The sequence below is a fragment of the Ralstonia sp. 22086 genome, assembly GCF_052045975.1.
GTDB classification, from domain to species: Bacteria; Pseudomonadota; Gammaproteobacteria; order Burkholderiales; family Burkholderiaceae; genus Ralstonia; species Ralstonia wenshanensis.
The window spans coordinates 714224-736878 of the sequence record NZ_JBQEPZ010000002.1 but is presented as its reverse complement, the minus strand read 5'-3'; the positions used below and the strand labels follow the sequence as shown (position 1 = coordinate 736878).

The following is a 22655-nucleotide window of genomic DNA, read 5'->3' as shown; positions in this document are numbered from 1 at the left end:
CTTGGCGCTGTTCCTGATTTTCTTCGAGCGCCTCATGTCGTTCCGCACGTTCCTCTGCCTCTCATCCACATTGCGGGTACGCCACGGTGCGGGAGCACGGCCATGACCGCTGCCATCCTGCTCGCGCTCGCGCCTGTCGCCCTTCTGGTTGCGCTCGGCCACTGGCTCAAGCGCTCCGCCTTCCTCGCCGAAAGCTTCTGGCCGCAGGCCGAGCGGCTCTGCTACTACGTTCTGTTGCCGTCGCTATTCATGCATGGTCTGGCCACGGCACACATGCAGTCTTTGCCCGTGCTGCCGCTGGTGCTGACGTTGATCGGTGCGACATTGCTGGTGGCGGTCGCACTGATGCTGGCCCGGCCATGGATGCAGGTGGACGGTGCGGCGTTCACGTCGGTGTTTCAGGGCGCAGTGCGGTTCAACAACTACGTAGGCGTGTCGCTCGCCACGGGCCTCTTCGGGGCCAAGGGGATTGCGCTGGCTGCGGTATGCAACGCGGCGATCGTGCCAACAGTCAATCTGCTGTGCGTGCTGGTCTTCGCCCGCTATGGCTCGGTGCGCCTCGGTGGGCGTGCGCTGGTGCGTCAGATCGTGACGAATCCGCCGGTGGTGGCTTGCACGCTGGGCATTGCCATGCAGGCCTTGGGGCTGCAGATGCCTGGGGCGATCGAGCCGGCGGTGCGGGCGCTCGGCCTGGCATCGATGCCGCTGGGGCTGTTGTGTGTGGGCGCTGCGCTGAACTTCAGCGGCGTGCGTTCGTGGGCGCAGCCGGTGGTCGTGTCGTCAATCATCAAGTTTCTGGCCATGCCCGCGTTGACGCTGGCCGTTGGCCACGCATTGAGCCTGACCGATGCTGCATTGATCGTGGCGCTGCTGTTCCAGGCGCTGCCCACGGCGTCTTCGTCGTACATCATGGCGCGCCAGCTGGGCGGTGACGCGCCGCTCATGGCGGGCATCACCGCGGCGCAGACGGTGATGGCCGCGGCAGCCATGCCGGCCGTGATGACGCTGCTGGCCCTGACGCGCGGATTACCCGAAGGGTTGCTCTCGGCGCTGTGAGCCAGAAGCGTCAAAAGGCTTGCCGGTTCAGAGGTGCACAACGTCCAGCATGGCCTGCACAAACGCCTTCGGTGCTTCCTGCGGCAGGTTGTGTCCGATACCGCCACCGATGTTCCGGTGCTGGTACTTGCCCGTGAACTTCTTCGCATAGGCCGACGGCTCCGGGTGCGGTGCGCCGTTGGCGTCGCCTTCCATGGTGATGGTCGGCACGGTGATGGCCGGGCCCGCGGCCAGGCGTTGTTCCAGCGCGTCGTACTTTGCTTCGCCCTGCGCCAGCCCCAGGCGCCAGCGGTAGTTGTGGATGACGATGTCCACGTGATCTGGGTTGTCGAACGCGGTGGCGCTGCGGTCGTACGTGGCGTCGTCAAACTTCCAGGTGGGCGACGCCAGCTTCCAGATCAGGCGGTTGAATTCCTTGCAGTTGGCGGCGTAGCCCTGCGCGCCGCGCTCCGTCGTGAAATAGAACTGGTACCACCACGCAAATTCCGCAGCCGGCGGCAGCGGCTTGCGGTTCGCCTCCTGGCTGCCGATCAGGTAGCCGCTGACGGACACCAGCGTCTTGCAGCGTTCCGGCCACAGCGCCGCGATGATGTCCGCCGTGCGCGCCCCCCAGTCGTAACCGCCAAAGTGCGCCTGCTTGATGTTCAACGCGTCCATGAAAGCGATGATGTCGGCGGCCAGCGCGGCCTGCTGCCCGTTGCGCGGTGTGTCTGCCGAGCGGATGCGCGTCGTGCCATAGCCGCGCAGGTACGGCACCAGCACGCGATAGCCTGCCGCCGCAAGCGCGGGCGCCACCTCCGCATAGCTGTAGATGTCATAGGGCCAGCCATGCAGCAGGATCATCACGGGGCCGTTCTTCGGCCCCAGGTCTGCGTAGCCGATGTTGAGCACGCCGGCATCGATCTGCTGCAGCGTGCCGAAGGGGTTGGCCTGCCCGGCCAGCAGCGTGCTTGCGCTGGAGGACGGTGCCGGTTGCGCATGCACAAGTTCGGCCAGCCCGAGATCGAGCACGCCAATGCTGGCGATGGTGGTGCCCAGAAGGCGGCGACGGCGAAGGTTGACGGGGTTCGACATGGGAGTTCTCTCTTTTGGGTGGATGGGGCAGGGGATTAGTGAACGAGCTTGACCAGCGGCTCACCGGACTTCACGACATACGTGGCCAGTTCCGATGCCTTGCCGCTGCCAACGTTTCTTGCTGAGTGCGCAACGCCGGCCGGAATGAACAACGAATCGCCGGTCTGCAGCGTCACGGGGGGCTGACCATCCAGCCGGTATTCGATCGTGCCTTGCAGGACGTGGGCGATTTCCTCGCCGGGGTGGACATGCGCGGGGGCGAATGCACGCTCATCAAAATCCACGCGCACTTGCAGGGTTTCGCGGCTTGGCACGCTCAGGTCGTGGTGGACGAGATCGGTCCGATGCAGGCCTGCGGCTTGCGCAAATGCGTTGTGCGCGCCCAGGGCGCCTGCCAGTACGAGCAACGTTGCGGTCAATCGGGTCGGTTGCATGAGGGCTCCAGTGATCAAGGATGGATGACGAGGCCGGGTCTTGCTCACCTCGTTTCCAGCATTGGGCGCCCGCGATGTATCCGGTCGGTTTCACGATGCCGCCGATTTGTATTGCTTTGTAGCAATGGGATTGATGGATGGGGTTTTGTATGCGTCTGTATCCGGCGGCGGCTCCGGTACATGCCCAGACAAAACGGGCGGCAGGTCGCTACGTGGCGGATACGTGAGGCGACTTAAATGCATTCCGTGGCCAAGACGCCGAGCCAACGCAACGCAAAGCACCGGCAGGCCGCGCAATCCCAAACCAACCGTTCAAAGGAAAACGATCATGACCCGCAATCTCGCCAAGACCCTCGCTGTTGTTGCTCTCGCTGTGGCCGCTGCCGGCGCGCAAGCCGCTTCATCCGTCGGTGCACGCGACCCTTACACCGAAGGCGCCCGCGCCGTGCAAAGCGCGGTGGATGCCTACACCGAGGGCGCGCGTTCGTCCGACGTCTATACGGACGGTGCGCGCTCCACCGACATTTACACCGACGGTGCCCGCAGCGCGAATCCGTACTACGACGGCGCGCACGCCTGACGCGGCGGCATCGCGCAACCCATCCCACTGAGAACCGAACAGACAACAAGGACCCGACATGTTCAACCGCAAAGCCGTCTCCATCGCAGCGCTGGCACTTGGCATGGCCGCCAGTGCGCCCCTGTTGGCCGCTACGGCAGCCGACGCCGATCAACCTTCCGTCGTGATCGTGCACGGCGCCTTTGCCGATGGGTCCGACTGGGCCAAGGTGATCCCGCTGCTGCAGGCCAAGGGCGTGAAGGTGCAGGCGGTGCAGAACGGGCTGAACTCGCTGGCCGACGACGTGGCTGCCACGCGCCGCGCCATCGGCAACCAGCCGGGCAAGGTCGTGCTGGTGGGGCACTCGTGGGGCGGCACGGTCATCACCGAAGCCGGCGCGGACAGCAAGGTTGCCGGGCTGGTGTATGTGGCCGCATTCGCGCCGGACGCCGGGCAGTCGACGGAAGAAGTGGGCAAGGACTACGCGCCCGCGCCGGGTATCGGCAAGCTGGTGGCCGATGCCAACGGCTATCTGTCACTGCCCGCCGAGGCGCTGGCGAGCGACTTTGCCCAGGATGTGCCCGCTGCCCAGGCGCGCGTGATGGCCGCCACGCAAGGGCCCATCAAGGCGACGGCATTTGCCGAGCGCACCACGGTGGCGGCGTGGCAGAGCAAGCCGTCGTGGTTCATCGTCAGCGCGCACGACCGGATGATCCAGCCCGACCTGGAGCGTGCCATGGCCAGGAAGATTGGCGCCAAGGTGACGACGCTGCCGACGAGCCACGTCCCGCAGCAGTCGCGGCCCCAGGATGTGGCAAAGGTGATTCTCGATGCGGTGCACGCGGTAGGGGCCCGCAACTGAGGCCGCGCGCGTTGCCTGCGCGTCAGTTCGGGCGTTGGCCCATGGCGCGCAGGAAGGTCTGCTGCGCAGTCAGCAACTCCCGGTAGGTGAGCGCGCGGTAGTCAAGCCCATGGGCGCGCGCCACCTCGGCCACACGTGCGGCCAGCGCTGGATAGTGCCGATGGCTATAGGTCGGGAAGAGGTGATGCGTCAGGTGCCAGTTCAGGCCGCCGAGCCAATAGCCGATCCACGCCGGTTGCGGTTGCCAGTCGCACGCGGTGTGGAATGCATGCTCGTGCCACGTGTGCGGCAACTGGCCCGATTCGGGCGGCAGATAGAACGTCACATCCGCCCAATGCGTGCCAAGAATCAGAGCGACCAGCACGCATGAAGCCAGCATCTGCCCTGCGAAGTAGCCAAGCGCCACCCAGCCCCAGCCGAGGCCGAGCCGATGTGCCACCCAGGCGGGCACCGCCACCGCAATGAGCAAGTGCAACGCCTTCGCAGACAGGAACGTCGCCCAGCCGCGCAGGCCGGGCAACACGCGATCCGCCGCCAGCGGCGTGAGGCCAAGGCGATCCGACCAGTCGTAGATCCAGTTGATGTATGGCAACGACAGCGCGGCAATCAGCGGCCAGTAGCGATGCTGATAGCGAAACTGCGGATACCACGGCTGAAAGGGCGTCTGCCGCAGGAACCGGTTTGCAGCGGTGTCCAGATCGTAGTGCTCCACGTTGGCATGCGCGTGGTGATAGTGCACGTGGCGCACCGTCCAGTAGGCCGGTTCGATGCCGAGCGGGATGGCGGTCACACGCGTCATGAGGCCATCCAACCATGCCCAGGGCGAGAGCGCCCGGTGTGCGCCGTCGTGCAGCACGTTCATGGCCAGCAGCATCGCGATGAACGGAAAGGCCATGTAGGCGAGCACGAAAGCCGTCGCATTCGTGGCCGTGACCATGGCGCCATACAACAGCGCGGATACCACAACGAGGAAGGTGCCCTTGGCAATGAACTGCGCATCGGCAAAGCGATGGTCGCTGCATGCCTGCAGGTGGTCGTGCGCGGCACGGCGCAAATCGTCGGCGAGTGATGACGAGCGCGGTGAAGCGTAGCGGAGCTTAGCGAGATTCGGCATGCGGCGACGAAGAGAGCGGCGATTCGGTCCGCAGCGCATGCCACAGTCCACAAGCAAGACCATGCAACCCGAGCGCAACGGCCAACGTGTCGGACAATGCATCGCCCGCGCCGCATATGCCGATCATCAGCACGGGGAGTGCGAGCGCCAGCGGCGGCCAAAGCCAGCGGCCCCAACCGCGCCCGTCGGACAAACCGCCCAGCGCCAACGTGAGCAGCAGGATGAGGGTGAACCAGACCGCTTGCCAGTGTTCGGGCCACAGGCCATCGGTGCGCACATAGTCGATCACCACGCCAAACAGCAGCACACCGCCGGTGGCGATCCAGCCGGCCGGCGTGGCACGCGTATCGCGTTGCAAATGCGGCGTACGCAACCCCATCCATTGCAATACCGGCACCACGTTGGCCCAGAACGGATTGTCGCTGTGGGTGGGCCTGTGCACGCCATAGCGGATGGGTACGTCGGGCAACGCGCGCTGATACGTGCCGAACAGCTTGTCCCAGAGGAGCAGCGTGCCGCCGAAGTTGCGGTCGATGTATTCCGGGTTGCAGCCGTGATGCACGCGGTGGTTGGCGGGTGTGACCATGAAGCGGTCGAGCACGCCCGAGCGGCCGACCAGTCCGCAGTGGTTGTAGAACTGCACCGAGTAATGCAGGCCCGACACGGCCACGAACATCTCCGGCGTAACACCCAGCAGCGCCAGCGGGACGAAAAACGGCAGCGATGTCAGCGACGACAGCCACGCGTTGCGCACGCCCAGCGACAGGTTGAAATGCTCGCCCTCGTGATGCACCGCATGGATCGCCCACAGAAAGCCCAGCTTGTGGTGCGTGCGGTGGAGCCAGTAGAAGCCGAGATCCCACGCGACAAAGGCAAAGGCCCAGCCCGCAATCGGGTGCCAGCCATCCACCCAATGCAGGCTGGCATGGGCATATAGCCACGTAAAGCCAGCGACTTCCACGCCGCGGCACAGCCACATCAGCACGTGGCCCGAGTTCAGATTGAGGATGACGTCGCGCCACGGCACCGGCTGGCCGCGCCACCACTTGAGCGCAGCCAGTTCCAGCAACACGCAGCCGAGCATCAATGCAAGCGGCAGGGCAAAGGCATTCATGTGGACACCGGTTCGATGGAGAGCGTTGACGCGCGTCGCGCCAACCATAGACGGACAGCCGCGCCGCACAGCACGCCCACGGCCACGCCTGCAGACAGATCGAGGGCAACGTGCCGGCGCGTCTGGATCGTGGCGTACAGAATGCCGAGGCCCCAGGCTGCGGCGAGCGCCGTGCGCATCGGCCTGCGCGAATCGGCCAGCGCCCACACCGAGAGCAGTGTGAGCGCCCCATGCAGCGAGGGCAGGCAGTTCTGGCTCGAGTCCATGGCGATCAGCATGCGCTGCACGCTGCCGGGCAGCGATGCGTCCGTCAGCGGCGGGTAGTGCAGCGTGGTCGGCCACAGCATGAAGACTGCGCCGCTCACGAGCGCACTCATCTGCATGGCGCGTTCCAGCCAGGGCAGGCGCGACATGTCGGCCAGCAGATACGCCAGCGGAATCAACGCGAAGAACGACACGTACAGCCAGATGCCTGACGTGCTGAACGGAATGGCGCGGTCCAACGCGGTTTCTGGCACGACCGTGCCAACGCCTTGCAGCGCCCCGCAAATGCCATAGACGAGGCCCACTGAACACCAGCCCAGGGCCATATGACGCAGGCGCGTGGCAAGCGGGCTCATCGTGCCGCTCCTGACACTTTGAGTCGAACGATGCGGCGGCGCTTGGTGGTGAGATCAGTGGCAATGCGCTCGGGCGTGGCGTGCCACGTCACGCGCGATGCATCGACGCCCTGGCACGCGAAGACATTGGCCAGGTGCGTCTGGCACGCGCGTGCAATGTCGGGGTCGGCCGGATGAATGGACAACGCCAGCGTGCTCGCATCGGTTTGGACCAGGCGGTAATCCGCATGCAGCGGCAGCGCCTGTGCCAGCGCCCGCGAACACACGTCTGCAAACAACGTGACGGTACCGCCGCCGAGCGCGGGCAGTACAAGCGTATCGTCGCAGCGGCCTTCGATGCGCTCGATGGCCATGGCCGGGTTACCGCATGGGCAAGCGCCCAGCGCCGGGTCGCGGCGGATAAGGATGTCATCCAGCCGGTAGCGCACGATGGGCTGCGTGCTGCGTGTGAAATCGGTAATGACGGGGACGAAGCGGCGCGCGTCCAGCCATTGCGGCTCGATGTGCACGTGCGCCTCGTTCAGGTGCAGCGTGCCGTGCGGGCAGGTCGCGCCCAGAAAGCCTTCGGTGGCCTGATAGACCTCGCCGACGTTACCAAAGGCCTGCGCAAGCAGTGCGCGGTCCATCGGCTCCAGCACTTCGGCGCCGGACAGCACCTGCACAGGCGCGATGTCGATCCTTCCTGCCAGCTTCTCCATGGCGAGCGCACGCAGCACCTGCGCGGGCCCCACGATGATGGTCGGCTGCAATGCTTCCAGCGGCGCGCGGTGCGAATCGAACGGCGCAAACAGATCGAAGAACGAGAACGTCAGCCACGGGTTGCGCACGGCCGTGTACAGATTGCTGTTGGCACGTAGGAACAGCGCGACGCGTTCGCCATGCAACAGGCCGCGCGGCAGCAGCTTGGCGAGCAGGATGCCGGCCCACTGCGCGCGCTCGGTCGGGCTGACGACAAATACGCCGCGTCCGCCCGATGTGCCAGACGACAAGCCCACCGAATACGCACCGACCGTCGGCCGGAAATCGCGCGACTGCTCGGCCTGCTGCGCGCACGCGAGCACGTCGGCCAGACGCAGGCCGGCGGTGTTCATGGCGTCGAAATTGGCCATCATCGTGGCCTTGTCCATCAACGGCCACTCGTGCATCGGCTTCGATGCGAACGTGCGGAAATACGGGCTGCGGGTCAGCACGCGTTGCGTGAAGCGCTTGATTTGCCGCTGTTGATGCGCTTCCAGCGCAGCGCGATCAGCCAGCCGCAACCGGCGCGTTTGCCAGTACGACCACAGCAGGTGGTGCAACGCCGTCACAACGCCCCCTCGTGTGTGAGCAGGATGCGCACATGGCCGCCGGCATCGAGTGCGTGCAGTTTGCGCAGCGTATCGAGGTAGGCATGGCGGTCTTCCATGATGGAATATGCGAGCACCGACGGCCCGCGCAGCTCGCGATAGCTCAGCGGCGACCAGGCGGCGTCGGCGGCCAGCAGCACCCAGCCTTCCTGCGTGCGCACGAACGCGCCGAGGTGTCCGGCGGCGTGGCCAGGCAGCGGCACGAGCAGCACGTCGCCGTTGCTGTCGGGCAAGGCCCGCGCGGAAGTGAACGGCGCCAGCTCCGGCGGCAGCGCAACCTGCTCGAACTGCTCAACAAAGCGCGTGCGCGTTTCAAAATCTTCGGGAATCAGACCCGGCACGAAAGCGCGCCGCAACGCGGAAACACCACGCAGCGCGCGCAGGTGCATCCATCCCTCGCCGGAGCAGATGACGGGCACGCCCGGAAAGTCGCGCAGGCCGGCAACGTGGTCACCGTGGAAGTGCGAGACGATCAATCCATCCAGGTCAGCCGGGCGCATGCCATGTTGTGCGAGCTGTGCTGCCATGGATTCCGATGTATCGAAATACACCGGCGTGACCTTGCGATAGATTGCAAACAAGCCGCTGCGCGTGTGGTCATGAAAATGCGAGGCATAGCCCGTGTCCCACAGCCAGCGGCGGCCTGCCGCTTCGATCAGCCATGCGCGTGCGGGGAAGGCGCAGGTGCGCAGGCCTGCGCCGCGCAGTGCCACGCACGCGGTGTGCGTGCAGTAGCCGGCTTCAAAAACGGACAACGTTGCCATGTTCACGTAACCAATGGGCCGTGCGGCGGATGCCTTCGGCCATGTCGATGGGCGGCACGTAGCCGAGTTCGATGCGCGCGCGGTCGTTGGCGAGCGTCATGTCGTAGTGCAGGGCGGCGGCGCTGTAGCGTGTGAGCAGCGGCTCGCGACGCGTGAGAGCGCTGCCGGCTTCCATGACGCGTGCGGCCAATGCCATCGCCGGATACGGCACAGCGCGGATGCGGTAACGCAGGCCGAGCTGTTGCCCCAGCAATTGATCGAGCAGATCGCGCAGCGTGGCCGGTGCGTGGTTGGTGATGTTGTAGGCGGCGCCGGAAGGCACGCTCGCTGTGGTGGCGCATTGCATGGCATGCACCACGTTTTCCAGGTACGTCAGGTCCATGCGCGCCGCGCCGCCACGAGGCAGCGGCAGCACGCCGCCGCGCAGTTCCAGAAGATGCAGGATGCGCGGCAGCACCACGCGGTCATGCGGGCCGAACAGCCCGCGTGGCCGCAGGATGACGAAGTGCGTGCGGTGCTGCGTGGCGGCCTGCTGCTGGATGGCCGCCTCTGCCAGCATCTTCGTCGCCGCGTAATGATTGGCGAAGCGCGCAGGGCGATAGCTCTCCGGCAGATCGGCGTGATGCTGGTAGTCGAAATAGATCGACGGCGTGGAGATATGCAAGAAGCGGCGGACGCCACGCTTGACGGCACCTTCGGCCAGAGCGGCCGTTGCGCGCACATTGGCCGCGTAGAAGTCCTCATACGCGCCCCAGGGCGATGACAGCGCCGCGCAATGCCAGACCGTATCGACACCATCGAGCAGCGCATCGAGCGTGGCCGGTGTCAGTTGTGCCAAATCGGCTGGCACATAGTCGGCGCCACGGGCGGCAAAAGCGTGGCGTTGCGCGGCATCGCGGCCCGTCGCGCGCACGCGGGCGCCTTGCGCGAGCAGTGCATCGACTGCGTTGCGGCCGAGCCCACCCGTAGCGCCTGTCACCAGCGTCGTCATAGCGTCAGCACCATGCCGCCGAGCGTCAGGCCGGCCGCCGTGCCGACCAGCAGAACCGGCTTGCCGGGCTCGATGCGTTGGGTCGTCACGGCTTCATGCAGCGCCGTGGGAATCGACGCGGCTACTTGGTTGCCGTGCTGCGCGTAGATATCGACCACGCTGGCTTCCGGCACGCCCAGCCGTTTGCGTAGATGCTGCATCCCAAGGTGGCTCGCCTGATGCGGCACGACGACATGCATGTCGTGCAGCGTGTAATGGCTGCCCGCGAAGAGGCGATCCAGGAACCCGTCCATCAATTGCGAGGCGAGCTTGAATACGCGCTTGCCATCCATGTGGAACAGGTAATCGGTGGGTTGCGCACCGGTGCGCGGGTTGCGGCGCGTGCCGCCCGCGCGGATTTCGCAATAGGCTTTGCCGGCGGGGTAGGTCTCCATGCGGTAGGCGTGGATGCCCGTGCCGGACACCGTAGGCGCCGCTTCAACGATGACCGCCGCTGCGCCATCGCCGAAGATCAACGCGGTCTCGGCATCGTCCCAGTCGATGCCGCGTGAGGCCAGGTCGGACGCCACCACGGCGATGCGCTTGTACGCGCCCGTGGTCAGCAGGCTACTTGCCACATGCAGCGCCGTGAGGAAGCTCAGGCAACTGGCGTTGACGTCAAACGCGGGCGTGCCGGCGGGCAGCCCGGCGTGCTCCAAGATGCGCGCGGCCGTGTTAGGCAGCGCCTGTTCCTGCACGCCCGAGGCGGAGATCAACAGGTCGATGGACGCGGCCGGAACATCGGCGCGGCGCAGCGCATCGCGCACGGCAGCACCGGCGAGTTCCGACTGGTGCTCGCCCAGCGTGGCATGGTGACGGACGTCGATACCGGATTTCTTGCGTACGTAGCCTGCCCGATGGCCCAGGCGGGCATCCAGTTCAGCGGACGTGACTTGTTGTTCCGGCAGTGCCTTGCCGGTGGAAAGCAGATGAATCGGCAGCATAGATGCAGGCACGCACGGCGTACGTTGCCCTGTTCCCTCTTCCGGCTGCTGAGCGCGCGAGGCGCATGCCGCAGCGTAATGATCTTGTCTTGTTGTGCCGCGATTCTAGCGGGTGCGGCCTGCTCTGCCGGATGAAGATTCGTTAATAATGGTGGCGTCTTCAGGTGCCGTAGCTACGCAGCCGATCGAGGTCGACGACCGTCACGCCGCCGTATTCCAGCCGGACCACGCCGTCCTTCTCCAGGGCCTTGAGCGACTGGTTGGCCACCTGCCGCGTCATGCCAGAAAGCAGGCCGAGTTCTTCCTGCGTGATCTCCAGGTGGTCGCCCGCGCCCGGGTAGAGCACCGGGTTGAACAGCGACGCAATGCAACGCGCCAGCCGTGGCGTGACATCCAGCAGCCGGTCGTATTCCAGCAGCGCCATGAAGTGCCCGAGCCGCTCGTTGAGCTGCTTGACCAGGAAGCGGTTGAATGCCACGCTGTTTTCCACCAGCCACATGAAGGTGGCGCGGTCCATGAAGGCCATGCGCGTGTCGCGCAGCGCAACGATGTCGTAGCGACGCGGCTCGTTCTTGAGCACCGTGCCTTCGCCAAACCAGCCGCCGGCCGGCACACCCGTAAACGTGACGCTGCGCCCCTCGGGCGACACCGTGCCGATCTTGATGAGGCCCGTGACCACGCCCGTCCAGCTTTCCAGCAATGTGTTTTTCGGACAGATGCAGGCGCCGCGCGCGTAGGTTTTCTCAACGATGCCGGCGCAGGCGCGGTCGGCTTCTTCCGCGGGCAGGTCGATCGACCACGCCGCGATATGCGCCAGCCGTGCGCGGCTGATGCCGGGGCGCGAATTGGTGTCGTGTTCAGCCACGCTGAATGCCCACCGGCAGCGTGCTCACGCGCTGCGCTTCGGGCGTGGAGAGCCAGCCGGTGCGCAGGCTTTGCAGGAACATGTCGGTCGCGTCTTCCCCCCAGAACAGTTCGCCGTCGTGCACCAGCGTTGGCACGCCGAACACGCCAAGCGCGATGGCCGCGTCGGTGTGTGCACGCAGCGCGTCTTTCACGGCGGGCTGTTCGACAGCGGCGGCGCCTTCTGCAAAGCTGACCGCCTCGCACAGCGCGGCAAAGCCTTCGGGCGATGCCACATCGTTGCCATCGCGCCAGATATGCCGGAACACCGCGCGCACGGCATCGAGCGAGCCACCCATCGCAATCGTCAGCCGCAATGCCTTGATCGGATTGAACGGGTGCGCAGGTGGCATGCGAAACGGAATGCCGAGCTGCTGCGCGCGAAACAGCGCGTGCCGGTACGTGAACACGCGCTTGGAGGTGATCTCCGCCGGGCCCTTCTGCCCCCAGTGATGCAGGATCGCACCCAGCACCAGCGGGCGCGGGCGGATGACGATGTCATTGGCCTCCTGCAGCGCATCGAACTGCTCCAGCTGCAGGTAGGCAAACGGCGAGATGACATCGAAGAACCAATCGACGGTGGTGGGCATGCAGTCTCCTCAGGCTGCGCGCATCTGCAGCAGCGGCGCCAGCGTAAAGGGCGCTGCCGTCATGGCGCGAATGTCGTCGAGTGTCGCATGCGAGAGGATTTCACGCAGCACCAGCCCGGCGTCGGTCACGTCAAGGACAGCGTGCTCGGTCACGATGACTTTCACGCAGCCCCGGCCTGTGAGCGGCAGCGTGCAGCGCGGCAGGATCTTGGAGTTGCCGTGCTTGTCGGTGTGTGCCAGCGCGGCAATCACCTTGCGCGTGCCGTAGCAAAGGTCCATTGCCCCGCCAATGCCGGGCCACCATTTGCCGTTGCGATCGCACGCCCAGTTGGCGAGGTTGCCCAGCGCATCCACCTGCAACGCGCCGAGGATCGTCACGTCGATGTAGCCGTTGCGCATCGCGCCCAGCGACGTGGCGAGGTCCATGAGCGCAGCGCCGGGCAGCAGGGTGATGGGCTCGCACCCGGCGTTGGTGAAGTCGCTGTCGATGGCGTCCAGCGGCGGGCGTCCGCCAAAACCGAAGGCGCCGTTTTCAGTATGGAAGATGACGCCCGCATCGGCGTCCAGGTAGTTGGCCGTGAGCGTGGGGATACCCAGGCCCAGGTTGACGACTTCGCCTGCGCGCAGTTCTTGCGCGCAGCGGGCGGCAATGCGTTGCTTGGGCGTTTCGGGCAGAGCTTGCATGGCGGTCTCCTGGTGGTGTCGATCGACGATCAGGCTTCGGCGGCGGGCAGGCGGCCGAGCTTCGTCCAGTGGTGCCTGTAAAGCGCGTGCTGGTCTTGCAGCGACAGCCCTTGCACCACCGCATTGACGAATACGCCCGGGCAGCCGACGCGCTCGGGCGGAATCGCGCCCACTTCGACGATCTCGTTCACCTCGACGATGGTGTAGTCGCCGGCCATGGCGATGTCGCGCTGGTTCTGCAGCGCCGTGCCGCGAAACTCCACGTTGCCGAAGGTATCGGCGCGCCAACCCTTGATGATCGACACGTCGGCGCGCAGGGGCGGCTCCACGAAGCACGTCGTGCCATCGACGGTGATCGTCGGCTTGGGCGCACCGCGCTTGGGAAACATCCCGGGCTGGTCGAGGATGCCCACGCCCACCGGCACCAGCGCGCCGCCCAGGCCCAGCGCACCCGCGCGCACTTTCTCAGCCCAGGTGCCCATCGGAAAGAACTCGGCCACGCGCACGGAGTCGGTCAGGTAAGCCTGCGTCGATTCGTCCGTCGTGCCGACGTGCGTGCCGATGAACTCGGCCAGTTGGCCCGAGCTGAACAACCGGGCTTTGAGAAAGCCGCCGCGCAGCCCCGGCGTGTTGGTGATCAGCGTGAGTTGCCCGATGCCGCTGGCGAGCAGCGCCTCGATGCAGCAGGCCGGCTCGCCGGCACCCACGAATTCGCCCAGCATCAGGCGGCTGCCGTTGCGGACGTGGGCGATGGCCTCGTCCACGGAAAGGACTTTGTTGGCGTAGCGCATGTGTTGTCTCCTGGGGGGGGCGCCTGGCCGCCCTGGGGGAGCGGTCTGCGGCGCAGTGTAGGAGCGGTGTTTTCGGCGCGATGTCTTCTGCATGACATTTGCTTCGTAAGGTTTCGCAAAGGGCAATCCTTATAGTTGTGACGCGCCAAGAACAAATCCGCGCCGCGGTTGTCGCACAAGGGCCGCCCGGCCCTTTCCCTGCTGTTCCGCTCCTCCAGTCTTTGAACCCGCGCCATTCCCATTCCAGGACCGCATGCACGTAGACACCCCGCTCATCTCCACCATCATCGGTGGCATCGTGCTGGCCTTCATCTTCGGCACCATCGCCCAGCGCCTGCGGCTGCCGCCGCTGGTGGGCTACCTGATGGCGGGCGTGGTGGCCGGGCCGTTCACGCCCGGTTTCGTGGCCGATCAAAGCCTTGCGCCGCAACTGGCCGAACTGGGCGTAATCCTCCTGATGTTCGGCGTGGGGCTGCACTTCTCGATGAAGGAGTTGCTGGCGGTCAAGGCCATCGCCATTCCGGGGGCGATCGGGCAGATTGCGTTGGCCACGCTCATGGGCATGGGTCTGGCGTGGCTGCTCGGGTGGGATTGGGGGCCGGGCCTGGTGTTCGGCCTGGCGCTCTCGGTAGCGAGCACGGTGGTGCTCCTCAAGGCGCTGGAAGATCGCGGCATCGACAACTCGCACGAAGGCCATATCGCCGTCGGCTGGCTGATCGTGGAAGACCTCGTGATGGTGGTGACGCTCGTGTTGCTGCCGGCCTTGGCCGGCGCGCTGGGCGGCGCCGGCAGCACAACGGTCAGCACGTGGGACATCGTCAAGGTGCTGGCGGTCACGCTCTCGAAGGTGGTGGCGTTTGCCGCGCTGATGCTGGTGGTGGGCCGCCGCGTGATCCCGTGGATGCTCGAGCGCATCGTCATGACGGGCAGCCGGGAGCTGTTCCGCCTGGGCGTGCTGGCCACCGCGCTGGGCGTCGCCTATGGCGCGACGGTGCTGTTTGGGGTGTCGTTCGCGCTCGGCGCGTTCTTTGCGGGGATGGTGCTGGCCGAGTCCGAATTCAGCCAGCGCGCGGCGGAAGAATCGCTGCCGCTGCGCGATGCCTTTGCGGTGCTGTTCTTCGTGTCGGTGGGCATGCTGTTCGACCCGAGCGTGCTGATCGAAGACCCCTGGGCGGTGCTCGGCACGGTGCTGATCGTGGTGGTGGGCAAGTCGTTGGCAGCCTTTGCGGTGGTACGCGCGTTTGGTCACGGCAACCGCACGGCGCTCACGATTTCCGCCAGCCTCGCGCAGATTGGCGAGTTTTCGTTCATCCTGATCGGGCTGGGGATCAGCCTGGAAATCCTGCCCGACCGTGCGCGGGGGCTGCTGTTGTCGGCGGCGATCCTGTCGATTCTGCTGAACCCGCTGATGTTTGCCTTGATCAACCGCCTCAAGCGCGAGGTGGCCCCCGAGCCGGCGACGGCGGATTGAGCGTCAGCGCCGGCCCGAACTGTTTTGCAAGGAAGGAGTGTTCATGAGCAATCTGACTATCGGCATGATCGTCGGCAGCCTGCGCAAGGCGTCGTTCAACCGCCAGCTGGCGCAGGCGCTGGTGGGCTTGCTGCCGTCGGGCGCGACGGCGCAGTTCATCGAGATTGGCGAGCTGCCGCTCTACAACCAGGATCTGGATGCCAGCCTGCCCGAGCCCGTGCAGCGCTTCAAGGCAGCGGTGGCGGGCGTGGATTCCGTGCTGTTCGTCACGCCGGAATACAACCGCGGCATGCCGGGCGTGCTGAAGAATGCGATTGACTGGGGTTCTCGGCCGTACGGCCAGAGCGTGTGGGGCGGCAAGCCGGCGGGCATTGCGGGCGCTTCGCCGGGCGCCATCGGGACGGCGCTGTCACAGGCGCAATTGCGCAATGTGCTCGCGGCGGTCGGCGTGAAGGTCTTGCCGTTGCCGGAGGTGTTCTTCCACTTTGCGGGAGAGCCCTTTGATGCCCAGGGCGGGGTGACGGATGCGCGGACGCGCCAGTTCTTGCAGGGGTTTGTCGACCGATTCGTTGAGTGGGCCGGTCAGAAGCCAGCCTGACGAATCGATCAACCGGGGTGTTCAGGGCCGGGCGGGGAAGGGGTTCCCGCTCGGCCGTTTTGCCTTTAGGGCAGGGGCGTTAAGCCAGGAAAGCGGCGGCGCTGATGAGCCAGCCTGCTGCCACGCAGCTCGCAATCCAGGCGGCCATGACGGCGCCAATATCCAACCATTTCATCATTGTTCTCCTTACAACACTTGCATTGCTTGTTCAGGCAATCGATGTCTGAACAACTGTCACGAAGTGTAGGTGTTGCAATGCGGAAGAACAATACGGCGTCGGGTGAACAGACTGTTCCAAGAGTAACAACAGATTTCAGCCCTTGCGTGGACGGGCCTGCGCTTAGGAGCCAGGGGCGTCACGCGCGCTACACTTGTTGTTGCGTTGCAACAATTACGGCGAAAGCTCGGCGGCTATTTCGTCCGGAAGGTCGCAGCCACCAAATCGGCAAAACGTGCCTCTTCGGCAAACTCGGCAGCGTTGTCGTGCCCCGCGGTGCCGAATATTCGGAGCAAGTAGACCGCACCGTTGCCAAAGAACGCATACCCGCGCACCACGACCGTCCGTGCCGTGGAGGTGCTCCATTCGCCCTCCCAGTAGATCAACCGGCGCCCTGCCAGCACCTGCTGCGACGGCGCCTTGCCGCGCACGAGGCGTGCAGCCCAGGCCGGGCGATCGCCATGCACGCGCGATTCCATGTGGTTGAGCAGGATCGCCAGATCGCGCGGGCGCAGGGTTTCCAGATAATCCGGCGTGCCTTTGTCGAAATCGGACTTACGCACCGTCACCAGCGCGAAGCTCTCCGGCGCTACGGTCTGCTGCGCAAACACCAGCCGCGATGGGCCGAATGGCGAGTTGATGGTCGCCGCAACGGAAGGAATGGGCGTTTCTGTGTTCAGCCGCAATGGGCCCCACGTGCGGGGCAGGGCGACGCTCGCGCCCGCGTCAATGCGTTGCGTGACTGGGTAGGCAAAGCGGGGCGCCGCCAGGGTCGGGCACCAAGGTGCCATGCCGGCCAGGGCAAGCCATGCGGCCGCGCATGCGTATCGGGCGCCTCGGCTCCAGCGGCGGTACCACTCTGCAATGAACAGCGCCACTCGCGGGCTCCTGGCAGAAAAGATGACGGACGATTCCGAGGGCGCGTGCATACCCCTGCACAGCAATGGCTATGCCCGCGCCTATGTGTGGCGCCGTCTTCCCCCGCCGTCAACATATCGATTTGTACGCACCCGCGCTATCGGCGTGTGGCGGGGCATCGAACGGATTAATCCGGGCGTGGGGTTGTTGGTGTGGCTCCATCACAATGCGATTCCATGGCTCTTTCCATGGAGCCAGGACGTTCGGTAGGGTGAAGGCTTCTTGTTGTTCTCGATCCAGATTCGACGCATGACCACCCTCAACGCTTATCAGCAACCCATTGGCGCGCCGCTGCCCGACTGGACGGCCCGCCCGCTGCCGCCACACACGCCGCTCGCCGGCCGCTACTGTCGGCTTGAGCCGCTTGACGCTGCCCGCCATGCCGACGCGTTGTTCGAGGCGTTCAGCCAAGCGCAGGACGACCGCGTCTGGACGTACATGGTGGAAGGCCCGTTTGCCGATACGGCAGCGCACCGCGCCTATATCGAGCGCATTGCGGCCAAGCGCGATCCGCTGCAATACGCGGTGATCGACGCGCGCACCGATCGTCCGGTCGGCACGCTGGCGCTGATGCGCATCACGCCCGATCATGGCGTGGTGGAGGTGGGGGCGGTTACGTTTTCGCCGTTGCTGCAACGCACGCCGGCATCGACCGAAGCGCAGTTCCTGCTGATGAAGCACGTCTTTGAAGACCTCGGCTACCGGCGCTATGAGTGGAAATGCGACAGCCTGAACGCGCCGTCGCGGCAGACCGCGCAGCGGCTGGGCTTTCAGTTCGAGGGCATCTTCCGCCAAGCGGTGGTCTACAAGGGCCGCAGCCGCGATACCGCGTGGTTCTCCATCATCGATGCGGATTGGCCGCAGGTGCGGGCCGCTTTCGAGCAATGGCTGTCACCGGGGAACTTTGACGAAGAAGGGCGCCAGCGGGCGTCACTGGCTGCATTGCGTCCGGCCTGATGCGTCTTGCTACGAATCGGGCGCTGACGTATCGGCAAACATGCCGCGCAGTGCCAGCGCACGTTCGGTTTCGGGCAGGGCCAGGATGGAGCGCGAAAAACCGATCAGCGCCTGGCAGCGTTCGGCCGGTGGTGCGGAGTGGCGCAGCGCCGGGACGGTCAGCACGCGTTGTTCATTGAGGGGAAGCGCGGCCACGGCCAGTTGCAGCACCGGCAGGGTTTGTGCGCGCGTCACAACGGGCGCGTGGTCCGGGTCGGCGGCCTGCATCAGGTCTGAGAACAAGGCCTGCTCGCGGGTGACGAGCGCGCGCGGCAATCGAGCGGCAGCAGCGCTTGCCCCGGAGGTGCCTTCGAGATAAGCCACGCAGGCTTCGGGGCTCATACGCTGCAGGGCCTGGGCCTGTTCAAGCGTGAGTTCTGCGTTGGCAAAGAGCAGGGCGTTGGGCGCGGTCGGAATCAGCGCGCGGTACAGCTTGCCCGTCTGCTCGCGCAGCAGTGCCACCACCTGCGCATCGGTAACGTTGCGCCGCAGTTCTGGCCACAGCGTATCGATCAGGCGGCTGAAGTGTGCCGGGTATTTGCGCTCCAGCGTTGCATACAACGGCGCGCTGCGCAGTTCAGCGGCCAGGGCTTCGCGGGTATTCAACTGCGTGGCCATGGTCGCGTATTCGCCCCCGGGCGACGGGCGGGTGACGACGTGGTCGGCCAGCAGTTCCTGCGCGGTGGGAAACCACATCTGGTCGAACGGCGTGTCCTGCACGCGGCGCACGAAGGCGTCGGGCAGGCCCGCGTCTGAATACGCGCGCCAGAGTTCGCTGTCGGTGGCGCCGGGGGTCTGGTCGTGATCGGCGCCTACCGCGCGCGGGCGGTGGAAGCCGATGCGTGCGCCCGGTGCCGCAGCGCGGTCAACGCCTGCCAGGAAGGCGATCGTGCACGCCGAGGCACAGGTGCGTTCAACATACGTGCGCAGATGGTGCCGGCGGATGACGTCCGCCACCAGCGTCCCTTCGCGCAGCCAGCCGCCTTCGGAGCGCAGCACGACGGCCACGGCGTTCGGCGCCTTGCGCAGCGCGGCTTCCAGTGCATCGGCGGCGCCGTCGTTCATGCCGCCGTTGAAGAGGACGGCGCGCCCGTCGCGTTGCGGTGTCACCGTAAAGGGCGATGCCGCCTGCTCACCCAACGCGGTGCGCAGATGCGCGCTCAGCCGCGGCCCATCGTTGATGAGGCGCGAGCTGGTGCCCACGGCGCCAAGCACGATCATCACCTTGGCGATCAAGGGCCACAGGTTCGACATGCCGGCACGCCGGTTGCGCGCCTGTTCTCGATCGGCCGAACGCCAGGTGCCGACTACCGCCCAGATCCACAGCGCCAGCCCCATCACGTAAATCACGAGCAACGCCGAAGATGCCGCGCGCGCCGGTGCGTTATGCGCCAGCGCATGCGTGACGCCGGCGCTGAGCGCCACCACGCCAAATTGCATCAGCGCGGTGTGCAACCAATACGAGCGGGCGAGGTTGTAATCACCGCGCCAGTGGCGTGCAAAGAAATTGCGCGAGGGCGTGCGTTCCGGATGCGGATCGGCGGGGGCGGTTGGGGGCAGGGCGTCGCTGGCGGCGGAGGTCATGCGTGTTCTCGATGCCGCACACAGGATGGCGGCGCGGCGATTGTCGCTGTCGGCACCGCAAGCTGGCGTCCCCCCGATGGGAGGGGGTGGAAAAGGAGGTGGTCAGGCATCGGCAACTGGCGCCATCAAGGACAGGTCGCCGCGTTGCCGCCTTCAGGCCCTGACGGAAACCAGCGGTGGCTTGGCCGGCGTGATGGCCTCTGCGCTGGCGGGGTGCGCTGACTGCGCTGACTGCTCGGACTGAGCCTGCGTTGCTTCGCGGGTATGCAGGCGGGCATCGCTCGCCGTGGACGAGGCGGTCACCTTGTCCGTCGTGCGGGCCTTGGCCGCTGCGTCGGTATTGCCTGTGCCAGAAGCGCTTTTCGATGCGTTGTGTCGGTTTTCCAACCGGGTTTGCGCCTGCTCCAGGCCGTTCTGCGCCTGAAGGCGGGCGATTTGCGCCTGCACGATCTGAATCTGCTGGCTGAGCAACTGTGCCTGCTCGCGGGCCTGATCCGGCGGCAGATTCTGCCCGGGCAGATCCTGCATCGACTTCTGCAGGTTCTTGAGCTGGCGCTGCAGGCGCTCGATGTCGCCGGCCGAACTGCTCCCGCTGCCCGATGCGCCGGCGGTCGCAGTAGATACGGAAGGGGAAGAAAGTTGCATGGCCGTCTCGCTGATCAGTACGCCCTTCATCGGAAGGCCGGCGGAAAACTTTAGCGTTCGTGCGAACAATTCTCGAAAATCTTCAATGTTCTGCGTATGAGAACGTGATTTCTCCAGAAAGAACACAGGCCCCAACGATCTGATCGTCGCCCGCAACGGCGATGTGTATTTCACCGACCAAGGCCAGACCGGCCTGCATGACCAGACCGGCCGTGTGTATCGCCTGTGCACGGATGGCCGGCTCGATTGCCAGCTCGCCAAAGGCCCGAGCCCGAACGGTTTGGTGCTGACGCCAGACGAATCCGCGCTGTTCGTTGCCATGACGGGCGACAACGCCCGTTGTCTCGCCGGATGGCGAACCGCTGGACCGCGCCGCATCACGATTGACGGCACACGTGAGCTGTTGCCGCAGCTCACGTTGTCCTACAGCTGTCCTACAAAGAGGGTGGCCGTCCAATCGTCAAAATTCCCGCATTTTTTCGGTCTGCAGACGGCCATGCAGCACTTTTTGCTGCTCCGCATCAAAAGAAGTGGCGCCCCCTTCCTTTCCAGGTCGGGCAACCCTGTGGCACGGCCGGTTTTTGTATTTTTTAAGTAGACGTGTCTTTTTTAGTAAAACAAACAGGTAGGAGGTGTCCTACAAAATCGCCATTTGACTGTAGGAACGTTCCTACAAAACCAGCCAAAAACAGGTCGGAACTGTCCTACACGGCGTGTAGGAGTGGGTCAGAAGTGTCCTACAAGCGGTTAACCCGGCATCCGATGCTCACAGTCGCAGAAGTGCGACGCCTTCTTTGTCGATTTCTGACAACTTTAGGCAATTTAATTGCTATCTTTCGCCGTTCATTGGGGTAAATACGTGTCAAACGCCCGCTTTAGCGCATCGTCTACTCAGGGCCGTTGCGTCGGCAAAGGCTTCATTTGCAACGTTTATTAACAGATTTGTAGGAAAATTGCCTACAAGATAACGGACTACCTCACCCCCCTGACGTAGGGGTCCCCCCTTCTTTACTTAGCCCGGACGTAAACCCACAATGTGTTCAACAGAAAACAACTTCGCCATGTCTTTAGCGACGTGAGTAAGAAGGAGCAGGAAGTGCCGGCAACGGCGCCGACTGCAGGAACATCCGATCTGTGGGGATTGGTGAACAGCCCGGCGAGGGTAGGCGCAAAAAAATAGCGCCACCGGACATCACCATGCGAGATCGGATGCAAGTTGTACTTTTACTGCACACGACGGGACATACATGGACACGCAAGACATTGTTTCCGAGATCAGCGAACTGAATCTCACCTACTTGATGCTTGCTCAGCAGATGCTGGCCAAGGATCGCGATGCCGCACTGTTTCGCCTCGGCATCTCTGAAGAATTGGCTGACATCCTGCTGACGATGTCGCCCGCGCAGATCGTCAAGCTGGCCAGCACGAACATGATGCTGTGCCGCTTCCGCTTCGACGATCACGCCATCCTGGGTCTGGTGACCCAGCCGCACCGTGACAAGGGTCTGCAGCAATCGCAAATGTCGATCCTGCTGGCACGTCAGGCGGTTGAGCAGATCAGCTGAGCCATTTGCGGCGGTCTTTTCGCCGGGTTCAGAGATTGCACTTTGGATGAGTAGCAAGCGAAAGCGGGAGCAGTGCCATGCGTCACACCAGCGTCATGAACGAAGTTCAGCAGATCCACCTCGCAGCGGAATTGATTTCGCTCGGTGCGCGCCTGCAACTGCTGGAACAGGAAACCACGCTCAGCCGTGAGCGTCTGGTCAAGCTGTACAAGGAAATCCGTGGGGAATCGCCGCCCAAGGGCATGCTGCCCTTCTCGGCAGACTGGTTCCTGACGTGGTCGCCGAACATCCATTCGTCGATCTTCCTGAACATCTATCGTTTTCTGGGTGAAAACAGCCGCAGCACGGGTGTGCGCCGCCTGATCTCGGCCTACAAGCTGTACCAGGAACATATTCACGTCCACGAACAGGAAGAGGTGCTTTCGATCACCCGTGCGTGGATGATGCTGAAGTTCTTCGAGGGGAAGATGCTGCACACCGTGAAGTGCAAGCGCTGCACCGGCCATTTCGTGGCCCACGCAGATGACCTGCACCATGATTTCGTGTGCGGTGTATGCCAGCCGCCGTCACGTGCAGGAAAGAAAAAGCGCGTCGCTGCTCCGGTTGATGCGATCGCGGAAAAGACGATCGACGCCTGATAACGGCATTGCAGGAACACGGGAATACGGGACTTGTAGAACCGCCGGGGGATGGTCAAAAAAGGGCGGACGGGAAATAGGGTAGCGGTACGGGAAATACGGGAATAGCCGGCAAGATCGGCAGATAACAATACAAAG

General features: G+C 64.8%; 25 protein-coding genes. 9 read left to right on the top strand and 16 right to left on the bottom strand.

What is annotated here, in order from left to right:
• Positions 1 to 102 precede the first annotated feature (102 nt).
• Entirely contained in the window at positions 103 to 1056 is a 954-nt protein-coding gene (locus ACTJK6_RS12360) for an AEC family transporter (protein ID WP_440839160.1), read from the top strand.
• Between the two features lie 27 nt (positions 1057 to 1083).
• Here ACTJK6_RS12360 and ACTJK6_RS12355 read toward each other — a convergent pair whose 3' ends face one another.
• Together ACTJK6_RS12355 and ACTJK6_RS12350 are read right to left on the bottom strand one after the other, a co-directional pair.
• Positions 1084 to 2130 (bottom strand): alpha/beta fold hydrolase, encoded by a 1047-nt coding sequence (locus ACTJK6_RS12355; RefSeq protein WP_440839159.1) that lies wholly within the window; start codon positions 2128 to 2130, stop codon positions 1084 to 1086.
• Positions 2131 to 2165: 35 nt separating this feature from the next.
• Positions 2166 to 2564, bottom strand: a complete 399-nt coding sequence (locus ACTJK6_RS12350) for a cupin domain-containing protein (RefSeq protein WP_252694495.1) — start codon at positions 2562 to 2564, stop codon at positions 2166 to 2168.
• Positions 2565 to 2892: 328 nt separating this feature from the next.
• Here ACTJK6_RS12350 and ACTJK6_RS12345 point away from each other — a divergent pair, with 328 nt between their 5' ends.
• Positions 2893 to 3144: a hypothetical protein gene (locus ACTJK6_RS12345; protein WP_027679343.1), complete on the top strand. Its 252-nt coding sequence runs from the start codon at positions 2893 to 2895 to the stop codon at positions 3142 to 3144.
• A 58-nt stretch (positions 3145 to 3202) separates the two neighbouring features.
• On the top strand, positions 3203 to 3985 hold the full coding sequence (locus ACTJK6_RS12340) for an alpha/beta fold hydrolase (protein WP_440839158.1): 783 nt from the start codon (positions 3203 to 3205) through the stop codon (positions 3983 to 3985).
• Between the two features lie 22 nt (positions 3986 to 4007).
• Here the strand turns inward: ACTJK6_RS12340 and ACTJK6_RS12335 are convergent, their stop codons facing one another.
• The 11 genes from ACTJK6_RS12335 to ACTJK6_RS12285 all read right to left on the bottom strand — a co-directional run bounded on the left by ACTJK6_RS12335 (position 4008) and on the right by ACTJK6_RS12285 (position 13885).
• Positions 4008 to 5099, bottom strand: a complete 1092-nt coding sequence (locus tag ACTJK6_RS12335) for an acyl-CoA desaturase (RefSeq protein ID WP_440839157.1) — start codon at positions 5097 to 5099, stop codon at positions 4008 to 4010.
• Entirely contained in the window at positions 5083 to 6213 is a 1131-nt protein-coding gene (locus ACTJK6_RS12330) for a sterol desaturase family protein (protein ID WP_440839156.1), read from the bottom strand. Before ACTJK6_RS12330 ends, ACTJK6_RS12335 begins: the two co-directional genes overlap by 17 nt.
• Entirely contained in the window at positions 6210 to 6833 is a 624-nt protein-coding gene (locus ACTJK6_RS12325) for a phosphatase PAP2 family protein (protein WP_440839155.1), read from the bottom strand. Before ACTJK6_RS12325 ends, ACTJK6_RS12330 begins: the two co-directional genes overlap by 4 nt.
• Entirely contained in the window at positions 6830 to 8140 is a 1311-nt protein-coding gene (locus ACTJK6_RS12320; protein WP_440839154.1) for a F390 synthetase-related protein, read from the bottom strand. The genes ACTJK6_RS12325 and ACTJK6_RS12320 overlap by 4 nt, the downstream gene beginning before the upstream one ends.
• A complete protein-coding gene (locus ACTJK6_RS12315; RefSeq protein ID WP_440839153.1) occupies positions 8137 to 8943 on the bottom strand; it encodes an MBL fold metallo-hydrolase in 807 nt (268 codons plus the stop codon). Before ACTJK6_RS12315 ends, ACTJK6_RS12320 begins: the two co-directional genes overlap by 4 nt.
• Positions 8921 to 9934: an NAD-dependent epimerase/dehydratase family protein gene (locus tag ACTJK6_RS12310; RefSeq protein ID WP_433867793.1), complete on the bottom strand. Its 1014-nt coding sequence runs from the start codon at positions 9932 to 9934 to the stop codon at positions 8921 to 8923. The genes ACTJK6_RS12315 and ACTJK6_RS12310 overlap by 23 nt, the downstream gene beginning before the upstream one ends.
• A complete protein-coding gene (locus ACTJK6_RS12305) occupies positions 9931 to 10917 on the bottom strand; it encodes a 3-oxoacyl-[acyl-carrier-protein] synthase III C-terminal domain-containing protein (protein WP_440839152.1) in 987 nt (328 codons plus the stop codon). Before ACTJK6_RS12305 ends, ACTJK6_RS12310 begins: the two co-directional genes overlap by 4 nt.
• A 160-nt stretch (positions 10918 to 11077) precedes the next feature.
• Positions 11078 to 11782: a Crp/Fnr family transcriptional regulator gene (locus ACTJK6_RS12300; RefSeq protein WP_232039952.1), complete on the bottom strand. Its 705-nt coding sequence runs from the start codon at positions 11780 to 11782 to the stop codon at positions 11078 to 11080.
• A complete protein-coding gene (locus ACTJK6_RS12295; protein WP_414561732.1) occupies positions 11775 to 12410 on the bottom strand; it encodes a 2-hydroxychromene-2-carboxylate isomerase in 636 nt (211 codons plus the stop codon). Before ACTJK6_RS12295 ends, ACTJK6_RS12300 begins: the two co-directional genes overlap by 8 nt.
• 9 nt (positions 12411 to 12419) lie before the next feature.
• The gene (locus tag ACTJK6_RS12290; protein ID WP_260801397.1) at positions 12420 to 13094 is read right to left on the bottom strand and encodes a CoA-transferase subunit beta; all 675 of its coding nucleotides are present in this window, start codon (positions 13092 to 13094) and stop codon (positions 12420 to 12422) included.
• A gap of 29 nt (positions 13095 to 13123) precedes the next feature.
• Positions 13124 to 13885 (bottom strand): CoA transferase subunit A, encoded by a 762-nt coding sequence (locus ACTJK6_RS12285; RefSeq protein WP_440839151.1) that lies wholly within the window; start codon positions 13883 to 13885, stop codon positions 13124 to 13126.
• A 253-nt stretch (positions 13886 to 14138) separates the two neighbouring features.
• Here ACTJK6_RS12285 and ACTJK6_RS12280 point away from each other — a divergent pair, with 253 nt between their 5' ends.
• Together ACTJK6_RS12280 and ACTJK6_RS12275 are read left to right on the top strand one after the other, a co-directional pair.
• The gene (locus ACTJK6_RS12280; protein ID WP_260801399.1) at positions 14139 to 15356 is read left to right on the top strand and encodes a cation:proton antiporter domain-containing protein; all 1218 of its coding nucleotides are present in this window, start codon (positions 14139 to 14141) and stop codon (positions 15354 to 15356) included.
• Positions 15357 to 15399: 43 nt separating this feature from the next.
• Positions 15400 to 15954, top strand: a complete 555-nt coding sequence (locus tag ACTJK6_RS12275) for an NADPH-dependent FMN reductase (RefSeq protein ID WP_232039947.1) — start codon at positions 15400 to 15402, stop codon at positions 15952 to 15954.
• A gap of 411 nt (positions 15955 to 16365) precedes the next feature.
• Here the strand turns inward: ACTJK6_RS12275 and ACTJK6_RS12270 are convergent, their stop codons facing one another.
• Positions 16366 to 17049: a hypothetical protein gene (locus ACTJK6_RS12270; protein WP_440839150.1), complete on the bottom strand. Its 684-nt coding sequence runs from the start codon at positions 17047 to 17049 to the stop codon at positions 16366 to 16368.
• A gap of 289 nt (positions 17050 to 17338) precedes the next feature.
• Here ACTJK6_RS12270 and ACTJK6_RS12265 point away from each other — a divergent pair, with 289 nt between their 5' ends.
• Positions 17339 to 18046, top strand: a complete 708-nt coding sequence (locus ACTJK6_RS12265) for a GNAT family N-acetyltransferase (protein ID WP_440839149.1) — start codon at positions 17339 to 17341, stop codon at positions 18044 to 18046.
• Between the two features lie 9 nt (positions 18047 to 18055).
• Here ACTJK6_RS12265 and ACTJK6_RS12260 read toward each other — a convergent pair whose 3' ends face one another.
• The gene (locus ACTJK6_RS12260; protein WP_440839148.1) at positions 18056 to 19669 is read right to left on the bottom strand and encodes a hypothetical protein; all 1614 of its coding nucleotides are present in this window, start codon (positions 19667 to 19669) and stop codon (positions 18056 to 18058) included.
• A 153-nt stretch (positions 19670 to 19822) separates the two neighbouring features.
• A complete protein-coding gene (locus ACTJK6_RS12255; RefSeq protein ID WP_322017799.1) occupies positions 19823 to 20488 on the bottom strand; it encodes a FlxA-like family protein in 666 nt (221 codons plus the stop codon).
• On the opposite strand from ACTJK6_RS12255, the gene ACTJK6_RS12250 reads away from it, so the two are divergent.
• The 3 genes from ACTJK6_RS12250 to flhC all read left to right on the top strand — a co-directional run bounded on the left by ACTJK6_RS12250 (position 20478) and on the right by flhC (position 22517).
• Positions 20478 to 20912, top strand: a complete 435-nt coding sequence (locus ACTJK6_RS12250) for a hypothetical protein (RefSeq protein ID WP_440839147.1) — start codon at positions 20478 to 20480, stop codon at positions 20910 to 20912. The genes ACTJK6_RS12255 and ACTJK6_RS12250 overlap by 11 nt on opposite strands.
• Before the next feature lie 649 nt (positions 20913 to 21561).
• Complete coding sequence (gene flhD, locus ACTJK6_RS12245) at positions 21562 to 21879, top strand: flagellar transcriptional regulator FlhD (RefSeq protein WP_004627783.1); 318 nt, start codon at positions 21562 to 21564, stop codon at positions 21877 to 21879.
• A gap of 77 nt (positions 21880 to 21956) precedes the next feature.
• Positions 21957 to 22517: a flagellar transcriptional regulator FlhC gene (flhC, locus tag ACTJK6_RS12240; RefSeq protein ID WP_027679319.1), complete on the top strand. Its 561-nt coding sequence runs from the start codon at positions 21957 to 21959 to the stop codon at positions 22515 to 22517.
• Positions 22518 to 22655 lie beyond the last annotated feature (138 nt).